Annotated in this window: 12 protein-coding genes and 1 tRNA gene; 10 read left to right on the forward strand and 3 right to left on the reverse strand. The window is 39.5% G+C overall.

Going from position 1 to position 13648, the window contains the following annotated elements; translation table 11 throughout:
* Position 1 precedes the first annotated feature (1 nt).
* From rplI to RVY80_RS04470, 9 genes are all read left to right on the forward strand, one after another.
* Entirely contained in the window at positions 2-448 is a 447-nt protein-coding gene (gene rplI, locus RVY80_RS04430; RefSeq protein ID WP_295188397.1) for a 50S ribosomal protein L9, read from the forward strand.
* A gap of 173 nt (positions 449-621) precedes the next feature.
* Positions 622-1986: a replicative DNA helicase gene (gene dnaB, locus RVY80_RS04435; RefSeq protein ID WP_317329781.1), complete on the forward strand. Its 1365-nt coding sequence runs from the start codon at positions 622-624 to the stop codon at positions 1984-1986.
* A 254-nt stretch (positions 1987-2240) separates the two neighbouring features.
* On the forward strand, positions 2241-3614 hold the full coding sequence (locus RVY80_RS04440; RefSeq protein WP_295188449.1) for a Y-family DNA polymerase: 1374 nt from the start codon (positions 2241-2243) through the stop codon (positions 3612-3614).
* Between the two features lie 174 nt (positions 3615-3788).
* Positions 3789-4127, forward strand: a complete 339-nt coding sequence (locus tag RVY80_RS04445) for a YolD-like family protein (RefSeq protein ID WP_317329782.1) — start codon at positions 3789-3791, stop codon at positions 4125-4127.
* Positions 4128-4448: 321 nt separating this feature from the next.
* Positions 4449-6644, forward strand: a complete 2196-nt coding sequence (locus RVY80_RS04450; protein WP_317329783.1) for a heavy metal translocating P-type ATPase — start codon at positions 4449-4451, stop codon at positions 6642-6644.
* Between the two features lie 208 nt (positions 6645-6852).
* A complete protein-coding gene (locus tag RVY80_RS04455) occupies positions 6853-7383 on the forward strand; it encodes an adenine phosphoribosyltransferase (RefSeq protein WP_317329784.1) in 531 nt (176 codons plus the stop codon).
* 269 nt (positions 7384-7652) lie between these two features.
* Positions 7653-8138, forward strand: a complete 486-nt coding sequence (locus RVY80_RS04460) for a ferritin (protein ID WP_295188388.1) — start codon at positions 7653-7655, stop codon at positions 8136-8138.
* Positions 8139-8464: 326 nt separating this feature from the next.
* Positions 8465-9418 (forward strand): magnesium transporter CorA family protein, encoded by a 954-nt coding sequence (locus RVY80_RS04465; RefSeq protein ID WP_295188386.1) that lies wholly within the window; start codon positions 8465-8467, stop codon positions 9416-9418.
* Positions 9419-9565: 147 nt separating this feature from the next.
* Positions 9566-9654: transfer RNA gene (locus RVY80_RS04470), tRNA-Ser, on the forward strand.
* 397 nt (positions 9655-10051) lie between these two features.
* Here the strand turns inward: RVY80_RS04470 and RVY80_RS04475 are convergent.
* Both RVY80_RS04475 and RVY80_RS04480 read right to left on the reverse strand, forming a co-directional pair.
* Positions 10052-10540, reverse strand: a complete 489-nt coding sequence (locus RVY80_RS04475) for a hypothetical protein (RefSeq protein WP_317329785.1) — start codon at positions 10538-10540, stop codon at positions 10052-10054.
* A 53-nt stretch (positions 10541-10593) separates the two neighbouring features.
* Entirely contained in the window at positions 10594-10914 is a 321-nt protein-coding gene (locus tag RVY80_RS04480) for an Abi family protein (protein WP_295188382.1), read from the reverse strand.
* A 506-nt stretch (positions 10915-11420) separates the two neighbouring features.
* Here RVY80_RS04480 and RVY80_RS04485 point away from each other — a divergent pair.
* Entirely contained in the window at positions 11421-12044 is a 624-nt protein-coding gene (locus RVY80_RS04485) for a GDSL-type esterase/lipase family protein (protein WP_295193414.1), read from the forward strand.
* A gap of 441 nt (positions 12045-12485) precedes the next feature.
* On the opposite strand, the gene RVY80_RS04490 is transcribed toward RVY80_RS04485, so the two are convergent.
* A complete protein-coding gene (locus RVY80_RS04490; protein ID WP_317329786.1) occupies positions 12486-13616 on the reverse strand; it encodes a hypothetical protein in 1131 nt (376 codons plus the stop codon).
* Positions 13617-13648 lie beyond the last annotated feature (32 nt).

Raw genomic sequence — 13648 nt, forward strand, 5'->3', positions numbered from 1 at the left:
GATGAAAGTAGTATTGTTAGAAGACGTAAAAAAAGTTGGTAAAAAAGGTGAAATCGTAGAACTTAGCGAAGCCTATGCTCGTAATGTTATTATTAAAAAAGGTTTAGGCCTTGAAGGTACTGCTACCAATATCAACAATGCAAAACAAAAACAAGCATCTACAGAACATAAAAAAGCGGTAGCTAATGATGAAGCAAAAATTTTGGCTAGCCAATTAACAAAAGTAGAAGCTACTGTAAAAGTAAAAATGGGCGATGGTGGCCGTGTGTTCGGTTCCGTTACTGCTAAAGATATTTCTGAAGCCGTATTGGCTCAATATAAAGTAGAGCTTGATAAAAAGAAAATTGAAATTAAAGAACCATTGAAAACATTGGGCGTTCATGACGTATTAGTACGCGTACATCCTGAAATCACAACTACAATTAAGGTAAATGTAGTTGCTGAATAATCGGTACTCATTTAGTATATGGTAATTATTGAGGCATCAAAACTTGCACCATTTATAAATTTTATGAGATAGTTTTGGTATATTTAGGTTGCTATAATACATACATAGGTAGTTACTTTCACCATACTGAGTCTACGGACCTAGTATGGTGAATTATTATAAGGAGAAGGATTATGAGTACTGATGTTCGCATTCCACCACACCTCATCGAGGCGGAGCAGGCCGTTCTCGGTGCATTGTTGACGCAAGGTCCTAGCACGGAGGGGCTCGCTGATTTGGTGTCTAGTCTGGTGAAAGTTGAGGATTTCTATCGTGATGCGCATCGCGTGATTTATGATGCTATCTTGGTTATTCATCGTGGTCACAAACCTATCGATTTTATTACGGTAAGCGAAGAATTGACGCGTCGTAAAAAATTAGAACAAGTGGGTGGCATTTCCTATATTACCTCTCTCGCAAACGAGTCTACAGGGGCCTATAATGTGGAGGAACATGCACGCATTATTGCTGAAAAGGCACAATTGCGTCGCCTCATTGATGCGGGGAACAAAATTGTGGGTATGAGCTATGCCAACGAAGATGAACCGCTTGAAATCATGAATAAGGCAGAGCAACTCGTACTCGATGTGAGTGGTCAAACGAATTCCGAGTCTAGTTTTTCGCCTATTGGTGAAGTGGTTATCGCCAATATGGAAAAAATTAACGAATTACAGCAACATGATGGAACGCTCACTGGTGTGCCAACAGGATTCCGCGATTTAGACGAAGTAACGAATGGTTTACAACGTTCTGATTTGATTCTCGTAGCGGCTCGTCCAGCTATGGGTAAAACGGCATTTACGTTGAATATTGCGCAAAATGTAGCCATTAAAAATAAACAGACCGTAGCCTTTTTCTCCTTGGAAATGTCTAAGGAACAATTGGTAGGACGTATTTTGTCCTCCGTGTCTGGTGTTAGTTCTGAAAATTTGCGTAAAGCAAACCTAGATCAGGAACAATGGGCCGCGGTGATTCAAGCAGCGGATGCCATGAGTCAGGCTCCACTTTATATCGATGATACACCAGGTCTTACCGTGCAGGATATGCGATCTAAATTGCGTCGCCTTAAGGTGGAACATGGCCTTGACCTCATCATTGTCGATTATATTCAGTTGATGCAAGGTCGTGTAGGCAATCGTGGTAGCGAAAATCGTCAACAAGAAGTGTCTGAAATCTCTCGTAATCTAAAACTCATTGCCCGTGAAATGAATGTGCCTCTCATCGCTTTATCTCAGTTGAGCCGTAGCGTTGAGTCTCGTCCTGATAAGCGACCTGTATTGAGCGATTTACGTGAATCCGGGTCTCTAGAGCAAGATGCGGATATTGTAGCTTTCTTGTACCGCGACAAATATTATGATGAAAACTCTGAAAAAGGCGATATTACGGAGGTCCTTATTCGTAAACATCGTAATGGTGCCGTTAAAACCGTGGAACTCGTATTCCGTGGCGAATTGACACGTTTTATGGATGTGGAATATCGCTCTATGCCAGAACAATAATTGCTCTATAATATAGTGGTCCTATCCTGGGTTTTGAATACATGGATTCTATCATACATGTTGAGGTAATATAGGTTCTATAATTAATGTTGGGGTGACACAGAATACTGTGTTACCTCAGCATTATTTTTTTTATATAATTAAATAGAACGTATGTTTGAAAAATATACTGACTTTTGTTATACTGAAAGCATAAAAGTGGACTTGAAATTTTCTGAGGAGGTGAGGCTGTGAATACTAAACAATCTGTCTATATGTGTATCGATTTAAAGAGTTTTTATGCGTCTGTGGAATGCGCAGATTTAGGTTTGGATCCATTTACCACACCTCTTGTCGTGGCTGATGCTTCTCGTGGCAAAGGGGCTATTACGCTCGCCATATCGCCAGCGTTGAAAAACATGGGTGTGAAAAATCGTAGCCGACTCTTTCAAATCCCACCGCATATAGAGTATCTCACCGTGAAACCTCATATGAAGCGATATATGGACGTATCTGCTTCTATTTATGGGGTTATTTTACACTTTGTTTCCCCTGAGGATGTGCATGTATACTCCATTGATGAGTATTTTATTGATATTACATCATACCTTAATTTATATAATACGAGGGCTATACCATTAGCGGAAACAATATTAGCTGCTATTTTAGATAAAACCGGTATTTATGCAACGGCTGGAATCGGAACGAATCTATTTTTGGCCAAAATAGCGCTAGATATATTGGCGAAACATGCACCTAATTTTATTGGATGGCTCGATGAACCTCGTTTTAAACAAACAATTTGGCATCATCAACCGATAACAGATATTTGGCAAATTGGGAAGGGCATCGCGGCTCGACTTAGAAAATATGGTGCCTTTGATCTCTATGGTGTAACACAGATTCCTGAGCAAAAACTATATAAGGAATTCGGTGTCAATGCAGAACTCATTATCGATCATTCCTGGGGGCGAGAAACTTGTACCATTGCAGATATTCATGCCTATCGTCCTAGCAAACATTCTATCTCAAATGGTCAGATTTTATTACGCGATTATGAAAGTGAAGAAGCTCGATTACCATTGCGTGAAATGGTAGAAAATTTAACTCTTGAATTATTACAAATTAAGGCCGTTACTAAACGCATTAGCTTGCATATCGGTTATGCTGATGAATCAGTTCGCTCTAGTGGGGGGATGAAGTCTCTAGCTGAATATACGGATTCCTATCAGGCACTGGTATCAGCTATGTTGACCTATTACGACAAGGTAATTAAACCCGATGAACCCATACGACGGCTGACTATTGGATTTGAGGAATTGGGGATGAAAAATGCTGTTCCTAGAGAGGGAAATCTTTTTGATTTTTTAGAAAATTCTTCTGGTAATAGTATTCACGCTAATAATAATATTTACGCTAGTAATAGTAATAGTATTGACATTAGTGGGACCAATGGCATTGGTAGGGGAGAAGGTACGGCAAATGGTGTATTTCCCTATGGACTTTCAAAAGAGGAACATATGCAACAAGCCATGCTCAGTATTAAGGAACGGTTTGGTAAGAATGCTATTTTGAGGGCTGCTAGTTTACAAGAGGAAGGAACGGCACGACTTAGAAATTCTTTGGTAGGCGGTCATAATGGGGAATGATATCTAAAGCATAATAGGCAATAATATCCAAAGCATAATAGGAAATGATATCCAAAGCATAATAGGAAATGATATCCAAAGACAGTATTGGATATTTGCAGGCTCCTGAAGCCTATATATGGTGTATTGATTGAGGTTGATTAGCGGCTTTCATAAAAAGAGTAGGTGATATATATGGGGCAAAAGTTGAGTAAAATGACGAATCTGCAACGGGCCAAGCAATTTATGCCCTTTGCAGCGCTGAAAGGATTTGAAGAGCGCCTAGCAGCGGTGGCAAAATATCGGGAACGGAGAAAGGTGTTGTCTGATGATCAGCTACAAGAACTGGATCAACAATGGTTGAAGTTGGAAGAGGGCAATTTGGTTAGGATTGTGTATTATTATCAAGATACACATCAGTCCGCAGAAGGCATTGTTCAAAAAATTGATGAACCGCGACATGTAATACTAGTACAAAATCGGGAGATTCGATTATCAAATATTATGTCCTTAGAGATTCTGGAGAATTTATAATTCTCCTGCGATGGGGATTATCTAGAGAATAGTGAATAGAATTTCTATGATAGAAAGGGTGGAATAATAGAGTTTGAGCGTGAGTATATCTTAGTCAGAGTCTAATATGCATAAATTTCGTACATGAATAACTGCTCATATATTGACAGCCGAATAGTGGTAGGGTACACTTAATATGTGAACAATCACTCATATATTAAGTGATTAATGGGATGTAAGTTAAAGTAGCTTATTGAAAATGATTTATATATAATTATGGATAAAGGTTGTTTCTCTGCAGTGAGTGGATGAAGCAAAGCAGTAGAGCTTGACGAGGGATATATGGAACAGACATATGTATTAAAGAATCTTTGCTGTGCGAATTGCGCGGCTAAAATTTCAGATCGTGTCAGCAAATTAGAGGGTATCGAGACGGCTGATTTCACCTTGGCGACGCAACAATTCAAGGTTACTGGCGTGATTAATGATGTATCTATGCTAGGTCAACAAATTCAAGACATCTGTGATGTTGTGGAAGAAGGCGTCGTGGTAGAGGTGTATAAACGGACCCCGAAAAAACGCTTGGCAGCAGTAACCGAATGTGGATGCTGTGGCGGCCATGATCATGCACATGGCGATGACCACGGTCACGATCACGGCCTTGAACATGCAGGTGGTGATAAATCAGGTTTAGTGATTGTGGCGGGCCTTGCCTTTATGGCCTTTGAATTATTGACCACCTTTGTGCCTTCCTTGTCGTTACCGGAACCAGTAGAATTGGCCTTGTTCGGAATCGCTTATATTTTCTTGGCATTCCCAGTGCTTCGTACAGCCGGCAAAAATATTTTAAAAGGTGAAATCTTCGACGAAAACTTTTTGATGTCCATAGCTACATTGGGCGCCATTGCTATTGGATCTATTACCGAGGCCGTAGGCGTTATGTTATTCTATCGTATCGGTGTTTATTTCGAAGAACGCGCTACGGAACGCAGCCGTACAGAAATTTTAAACGCTATCGATATGCGTCCCCAAGAGGTACGTGTCGTAGGGACGGATGGTGCCGTAACGATTGCCAATCCTGAGGACGTAGCGGTTGGTCAAATCATTGAGGTTCGCGCGGGCGATTCCATTCCTTTGGATGGTACAGTCGTTGAAGGTACAACACGAATCAATACAGCACCTGTGACAGGTGAGCCCGTGCCTGTGAAAGCAGAACCTGGCACGGAATTATTATCTGGCTGTATCAATGAAAATAGCCGCATTACTATGCGCGTAGATAAACCACTGGATGAATCCATGGTTACAAAAATTCTTGATGCTGTAGAAAATGCAGCATCCTCTAAACCTAAAATTGACCGATTCATTACACGTTTTGCCAAGGTGTACACACCAATCGTGGTATTCTTGGCCTTGGCTGTAGCCATTATTCCATCCCTCATCACAGGGGAATGGGAAAAATGGATTTACACAGCCCTCACTTTCCTTGTAATTTCCTGTCCATGTGCGTTAGTGCTTAGTGTACCATTGGCCTTCTTCTCTGGAATTGGTAATGCCTCTAAACAAGGCATCTTGTTGAAAGGTGGCCGCGTTATCGAGGCGTTGGCTAATATTACAGCGGTAGCCATGGATAAAACAGGCACTATTACAACTGGTGAGTTCAAGGTTGTGGATGTGGCTACTAGCAGTACCGCTGTTACTACTGTAGACGTATTGCGCCTTGCTGGTGCTGTAGAAATTTCTTCTAGCCATCCAATCGCTAATAGCATTATGGCCGAGACAGATGCACAATACATTCCTGTTACACGAGCTGAATCCATTCAAGAATTCGCTGGTGAAGGTCTCGTGGGTACCCTTGTTGGTGAAAGCCTCGGCAACCAGGTGCTCGTAGGTAATCGTCGCTTGATGGATCGCTACGAAGTGCGAAATTATCCTAATGATGTTAACGAATATGGTACAGAGGTTCTTGTTGCAGTAGACGGCTATTATGTTGGTCGTATTGTGATTGCCGATACACCTCGTCATGATTCAGCGAAGGCTATTCATCGCCTCAATGATATGGGGATTCAAACCGTTATGCTCACTGGCGATGGTGAGGCAAGTGCTCAATTTATCGCTAAATCTACTGGTGTTAGTGCTGTGAAAGCTCAATTATTGCCACAAGATAAATTATCTGCCGTTACAGATATCCGCAAGGAGTATGGTCCAACCATGTTCGTTGGTGATGGTATCAACGATGCTCCAGTACTTGCTGGCGCTGATGTAGGTAGTGCTATGGGTAGTGGCGCTGATGCGGCTATCGAAGCGGCCGATGTTGTGTTCATGAGACCATCCTTGGAATCCGTTGCTAAGGTGTTGAACCTTTCAAAAGCGACTGTGTCGATTGCATGGCAAAATGTAATCTTTGCCATCGCTGTAAAAATCCTAATCATGGGACTGGGCCTTGCAGGCTATGCCTCTATGTGGTGGGCTGTATTTGGAGATACAGGTGTTTCCATCCTTTGTATTTTGAATTCTGTGAGAATTTTTTATAAGAAGTAAATTGGAAAAACAAACTGAACAATCAAATAGTAAAATTAACTAGTCAAATAGCTAGTAAAATAATTAGTGAAAATAAATAGTTAATTTGGATAGTCTTTTATAGGTACCTTTCTTGCTAACACTGTAGTAAGAAAGGTACTTTTATTATTGAGAGAAGGTACAACAGCTCGTATAATAGAGATAGAATATATTACATAAGGAGTTTCCCATGAATCAAGTAGAACAAGATCAAATAAAATCATTAATCAGAAGTATCCCTGATTTTCCAGAGGCAGGTGTTGTATTCCGAGATATTACGACAGCCTTGAAAGATGCTGAGGGATTACGTATTATTATGGATGATTTTGTAGAGCGTTATAAAGATAAGCATATTGATTACGTACTGGGTGCAGATGCGCGGGGCTTTATCTTTGGGGCCGCACTAGCATATGCTATTGGTGCAGGATTTGTGCCTGCACGTAAACCAGGTAAATTACCGGCAGAGACCGTTAGCGTGTCCTATGATCTCGAATATGGCAGTAATAGCATAGAGGTCCATAAGGATGCTTTCACCAAAGGGGATAATGTACTAGTGATTGATGATTTGTTAGCCACTGGTGGCACGGCCAAGGCCATGACAGAATTGGTAGAGGCCTTGGGGGCTCATGTTTATGAACTGGCATTTATGATTGAGTTAGCCGATTTAGGTGGACGAGATATTTTGAAAGAATATGATGTCTATTCTCAATTAAAATATTGAGATGTGGTGTATGAAAAGGTAATAAAGGTTTTGATGTGTATTCTCAATTTTGTGAGTTATTATTTTGGAAATGCACATATGAGAAAGAATTTCACATAGACCTTGTTTTCAATTTGTTCTATAAAATCTCGGTAAAGTTTTGAAATATCATATTGATATTTTTAAATATAGTGTTATAATGAGAATAGATAAAGTTTTATATATTCTTTTAAGAGCAAGTATTCTTAATATTTCTAAAAATTGATTTTTAGAGAAACGAGGTAATTATAATGAACAGTAAAATTGCAGCAGCTTTAAATGAACAAGTTATTTTTGAATTTAATGCATCCTATCTATATTTGGCAATGTCCATCGCTATGGCAGATGCTAAGATGAATGGTTATGCAGCTTGGTTGCAAGCACAGTACCAAGAAGAATTAGATCATGCTCATAAATTTATTACATACTTACAAGATTGTGATCAAACAATCACTCTTGGGGATATTAAAGGTGAAGCTTGCCAATTGGACAACCCACTTGAAGTAGCGAAAGCTGTATTGGCTCATGAACAAATGATTACATCTAAAATTCATGCACTATATGGTTTGGCACAAGAAGAAAAAGATTATGCAACAGTTGAATTCTTGAGCTGGTTCGTGAAAGAACAAGTGGAAGAAGAAGCGAGTGCTCGTGGTATTATCGATCAATTCACATTCGCTGGCGACAGCAAATCTTCTCAATTGTTTGTTGATGCAAAATTGGGTCAAAGACAATAAAATCTTGACGGCCTATGGGGTTACTTGATTAATACAATATATAAACGCTCTCATGATACCTTTAGGGTAGAGTGAGAGCGTTTTTAGTTGGTTGATTATTGTGTTTTAGTGATGGGGGTATGGGGTTATTTTGTGTCAAGAGTTTTGGGTAATATGATTGGAGGCATTGTAAAATGTCTACAGTGAATGTAAATTTTAATGAAAATAGTTTTTCTTTCACCCTTTGAGGGGTAGTAAATAGCTCCTAAATAGTATATAATTTTAGAGATGAAATACGTAAAATAACGCATAATAACAGATAATGAGTCACAGAGAGGAGGGATAGCATGCTGACGGTATATAAACACATTGATGAAGAATTAGTTGCCGATGCTACCGTATCAGATGCCACAAAAGGATCATGGGTAAATTTGGTGAACCCAGACCCCGATGAGCTATCCCTTATTAATATTTTGACAGAAATCCCTACAGACGTGCTCAAGACTGCTCTCGATATGGAAGAACGTTCTCACGTGGAGTTAGAGGATAATTATATATTTGTTGTTATTAATATTCCGGCCATTCGCGGTACGGATATGTATGATACAGTACCGCTTGGTATATTCTTAACGCCAGATTTCTTTATTACTATATGTTTAGAGGAATCAGAGGTTCTATATCCATTTATTAATAATCAAGTTTCTACGTTCTATACGTTCAAGAAAACTAGATTTTTATTCCAAATTTTGTATAGAACAGCTATTTTGTTCTTGCGCTATTTGCAACAAATCAATCGTCGTACTGATGATATCGAAGTGCAATTGCGCCATACAACAAAGAATAAGGACTTCTTCCAATTGTTAGAATTGCAGAAATCCATGACATACTTTAGCTCCGCATTGCGTACAAATGGTACCGTAATGGAACGGTTACTTCGCATGCGCGGCCATAGTACTTATACACGTCTATTAAAGATGTATGAAGAGGACGAGGACTTGCTTGAGGACGTAATCATCGAAAACAAACAGGCCATCGAGATGGTTGAGATGTACTCCAATATCTTGATGAATATGATGAACGCCTTTACGTCCATTATTTCCAATAACCTTAATATGGTGATGAAAATGTTGGCAGCCTTAACAATTACCTTGGCTGTACCGACTATCATCTTTAGCTTGTGGGGGACAAATGTGGCCTTGCCATTCCAGGATAATCCGCATGGATTCTGGATCATTGTTCTTATTTCCATCGTAGCGTCTATCATTGCTATTATCGGCATGTGGAAAAAGGATTTGTTCTAAATTAGATGGGCCTTCATTGGCTAATTTAGTCGTATTTTACAGTGAACTAATTTGGTGACTATCGATTGGGTGAAAGTTAGTTATCAACATTTCGAAATTCTACACCTTGCGTATATACGGGATTTTTTGATATAATTAATCCGCTATGGAGAGGTGTCCGAGTGGTTTAAGGAGCTGGTCTTGAAAACCAGTGACTCCGCAAGGGGCCGTGGGTTCGAATCCCACCCTCTCCGCCACTAACTCTTAACTAAATAAAATAGCTGCGTAATGCTCTGAGTTCAGTTAAAATCTGACTTCGGGGCATTCCTTAATATTCGCATTACAACGCATTAGTGAGAAAATTTGCCCTATTTTTGCCTATTGGAATTTTAGGGTAGCTATTCGTGACGTTTGTTTAATTTAACAATAACATCTTGCTTTGCTGTTAGACGTGAAGACAAAGCAGGTCGTGCAAATAGTGATAGATTTATACGTTTAAATATATGTAAATTTAAAATACCCCGTCTCCAGACAATGTGTTGAAGGTGGGGTATTTGTGTTATAGTTTTTGTATCATGGCTGCAGTATGAATTTGAGCGTTATAGGTTAATCTTGTGCGTTAATAAGTATACTACTAGACCATTGTCATTTGAGTTAATAATGTCTTAAATTTGGATAGTAAGTTCCTGTCATGGTATGCCATCCAATTGAGAAACCGCCAATAGCGCTTTGCATATATCCGTAAGGGCTACTCAAATCGACAGCTTTATAATTGCTTTTGCTGTAATCATATAAGTATGCTATATTCCAGGGGTCATCATAAACACGTATGAATACTTGTATAAATTCTTTAGTATCTTTAGCTGGAACAACCCAGTCATTATTTCTATCAAGTACCAATCCAGAAACAGTTCTAACTGCAAAAACCACTCCTTTATTAGGTTGATCTAGTACTTTTACGGCTTTAGTATCAACATACGTCCCTACTCCCATATGTCCGTATGCGAGAGTATAATTCGGGTCTCCGTTTAAGTGTGGCGGGTAGGTGTAGGTATATCCGCTAGCTGCTTGTACGGAAAACCCTACAAATGAGAAAATCCATAGTGCCAAAAAAGTTGTTAAGGATAAGAAAAACCGTTTCATTTTAACATCCCCCTTGTATTAAAATTACTGCTATTATTAAACGGTATAATTATTTATTCGTTACTAACGTCATAAACTCCTTTACGAGATATTTGATTGATTAAATTTTGAGTTTTACGATTATTTTTCTGGTCCATTTTGAAATTATTATTACTAATATATTTTTTATGGTCGAGGCCGTACTTTTCTGAAAAGTGGTGGGCGATGGATGCTTTTAGTTTTTGCTCGAAATCAGTTAAATAGGGAAATAATAAATTTCTAAGCGTATTATCCGCTTTATCGATACAGGCTAATTCGTACATTGTGTCCAAACCTTGCCCGGTGAGCAGCAGAATTTGCTCATCGATGGATTGAAACGGTTTATCGTACAGCATAGCAACACCTACATGAGGCTATTTGACGTGCTTAGACTTCAGAAAATTGATGGAAGATGTAGTTGAGGGGCTTTGCTTATTTGCGGTGTCTGTCGTATTTGTGGTTGCCGTCGTTGAAGATTCCGTCAAATTTTAACTACAAAAAAGCCCATGCGCGAGCATGGGCTTTCATCGTACTATATGTTTTCTCTGATTTTTGGATCCTTTTTCATGTTAGCAATAGCTGTGGCTGTTTCCATAACGCAAGCACCGGTGGTAGAGCGAATATATTCTACCGCATCTGAGTGCTGAAAACTGCTTTTGTTTAGCAAATTGAAACGTCTGGCGATTTCGAGGGCATTATAATGTGAAATGGTCTGAATGCAGTAGTGATCTGTCTTTTCTATTTGGAGGTGCTGTTGTACAATGGTGCTATAGACGTGCTATTGTACAATGGAGGTATCGATCAGCCGATTGGCTGGAGTGGTTTCTCAACTTGTATGTGTATAGGATAAATAGTTAGCATTATGGTGAAAGTCGGTGATGGCATGCAATTACTTTGTTTTGGAGATAGTTTAACGAATGGCTATGATGTCCCTCGTGGCCTTGGTTGGGTTGAATTAGTGCAGAAGGAATTTCCAGATGTAGAAATTCAAAATCATGGCATCGATGGAGATACATTACAAGGGATCTTGTATCGATTGGAACGAGTGAGTAGTTGTACAGGTAGTGCCAATAGTAAGGTGCCTTGCAGTGATGGTGTCGCGGTTAGGAGAGCTGAAAATAAACGTTATATTTTCCTTATGGGCGGGTCCAATGATATTCTTATGGGGAGAGATGAAACGTATTGTTTTAAGAAAATGATAGAGCTCATCGCCTGTGCTCGTTCTAAAGGAGCTACACTGATAGTGGGACTGCCACCGCAAATCGATTTTGATATGGCTGGTCTCGATTTGATCATGGTGCGATATATTGAATTACTTAAACAGTATTGTGCTGAACAACATATTGATACTATCGATTTTTACCGTGTAATCCATGATGCGGATATGCAAGGTAAACTCGTATTTGCCGGAGACGTGCACCCTAATGAGCCAGGTTACGCATTGATGGCTGAGAAAGCAAAAAAGGTACTCGCGCGATTGTTGTAGTCGCGTGAGTACCTTTTTAAATGCCTTAATGCTTTACTATTATTTTAATCGCTTATAGTCCGATATAAGTGAATAAATATCTTCCTTGGCAATTGATGTGCCCCATAATAGATAAGGGATTCCATAAAAGATTGTAATTAGGCTTAAATAATAAGGGCTAGATTCTTGAATACCCCAATAGGATAGAAGCGGAAATACAATACAGAAGGAATAAAGCATAAGTATTACAAGGAAGCCCATGATTATAAAAATAGGTAGAATGATACCACCTAATATTATACCTATAATAATGGAAGCTAGAGGTGCTATCAATATCAAAAGCAAAGTGCTTAGTGCACGAAAACATAATGATATCCAACTGACACCATACGGTTTAGTTTTGCTAGGCGTAGTCGTAGTCATAGTTTCCACCTACCTTACTCGTAGCACTAATTTACTTTGCTAGTTTTTAGCTGTCGCAGATGCTAATACTGCGTAAGCCGTGCCTTTCACCAAGTCATAATCAGATTCATTGTTGCTTGCCACAGTGACTGTTACCACAGTGTTATCGCTCAATGCTCCAATTGTTATAGCATATGGTCGTTGGTCTCCGTTAGGGGCAGATACAAAGCCACTTTTGAGTCCGATGAATATATTTTTACTATCAATATATTCATAGTTAGCATCAGTTTTCACACCATCGTACATTTCGTTGTAGGCGAATAATGTTTGCAATTCATTATCCGAGGCAAAGTGTTTTTGTTGTAAAGTTTTCAAGACGATAGCAGCATCAGCTGGTTGTTTCAATTGAATAGTCGTGCGCAATGCTTGGCCATTGACGATGGATTCGTTTACAACATTAGTGGTGAATGTGCTAGCAGTAGCGCCGTTCCCTGTGCTATAGGAATTCGATGTGCTCACATTATAACCAGTTGTTTTTGCTGGCAATTTAAATGTATATGTGGAGTTGTTGAGTGTCACATCAAAGGCGTTTTGTGAATTTTCATCATACCGAGATTGCCATTTTGCTACTTCGCTACCCCGTATGGCTGTTGCGTCAGGAACGCGCATGATGGTAGACTGGCTCAATGAGGTGATAGCAGGCTTGTTTGCACTAGTTGTAGTTGCGGCTACTTTATTAGATGCTTCCTTGGTGACAGGCATGCTTTCAGAGAAACCGATGGAATCGTCCGCAATTGTTTCTGCATCCTCATCTACTACGATGGAGCTAAGGTTTACATTACCCACATCGGTGTTATCTAATACAGATGTGTAATTATTGGCGGTATTGCGAGTGGTAGTTGTGGTGTTTTTACCATTATTTAAAATAATGCTGGATGTGGTGTAGGAACTAGAATCCATAGTGGTCATACGATTTGGATTACCAGTACCATTTTTGATATAACTAGGAGCTTCGACGGATGCTGCTTGGTCGAGTGCATTAGCGGAGGCCTCCATTTGTTGCTGAGATTGTTTTAATAGTGTTTGTAAATCCTTGAAGGATGCGCTAGTTGTATTGTCTGCGGCGAACGCAGCGAATGGTACTGTTGTCATAGCGATAACAGCGAGCGTTGTTAATACGTTTTTTTTCATTATGTTCATCTCCCAAAATTGTAATGTTATAC

It is taken from the genome of Veillonella absiana (assembly GCF_032970865.1).
GTDB classification, from domain to species: domain Bacteria; phylum Bacillota; class Negativicutes; order Veillonellales; family Veillonellaceae; genus Veillonella; species Veillonella absiana.

Coding starts and splice junctions, on each gene's coding strand:
- rplI (WP_295188397.1), top strand. CDS start 2: ATGAAAGTAGTATTGTTAGAAGACGTAAAAAAAGTTGGTAAAAAAGGT.
- RVY80_RS04485 (WP_295193414.1), top strand. CDS start 11,421: ATGGTGAAAGTCGGTGATGGCATGCAATTACTTTGTTTTGGAGATAGT.
- RVY80_RS04460 (WP_295188388.1), top strand. CDS start 7,653: ATGAACAGTAAAATTGCAGCAGCTTTAAATGAACAAGTTATTTTTGAA.
- RVY80_RS04445 (WP_317329782.1), top strand. CDS start 3,789: ATGGGGCAAAAGTTGAGTAAAATGACGAATCTGCAACGGGCCAAGCAA.
- RVY80_RS04440 (WP_295188449.1), top strand. CDS start 2,241: ATGTGTATCGATTTAAAGAGTTTTTATGCGTCTGTGGAATGCGCAGAT.
- dnaB (WP_317329781.1), top strand. CDS start 622: ATGAGTACTGATGTTCGCATTCCACCACACCTCATCGAGGCGGAGCAG.
- RVY80_RS04490 (WP_317329786.1), bottom strand. CDS start 13,616: ATGAAAAAAAACGTATTAACAACGCTCGCTGTTATCGCTATGACAACA.
- RVY80_RS04455 (WP_317329784.1), top strand. CDS start 6,853: ATGAATCAAGTAGAACAAGATCAAATAAAATCATTAATCAGAAGTATC.
- RVY80_RS04465 (WP_295188386.1), top strand. CDS start 8,465: ATGCTGACGGTATATAAACACATTGATGAAGAATTAGTTGCCGATGCT.
- RVY80_RS04475 (WP_317329785.1), bottom strand. CDS start 10,540: ATGAAACGGTTTTTCTTATCCTTAACAACTTTTTTGGCACTATGGATT.
- RVY80_RS04480 (WP_295188382.1), bottom strand. CDS start 10,914: ATGCTGTACGATAAACCGTTTCAATCCATCGATGAGCAAATTCTGCTG.
- RVY80_RS04450 (WP_317329783.1), top strand. CDS start 4,449: ATGGAACAGACATATGTATTAAAGAATCTTTGCTGTGCGAATTGCGCG.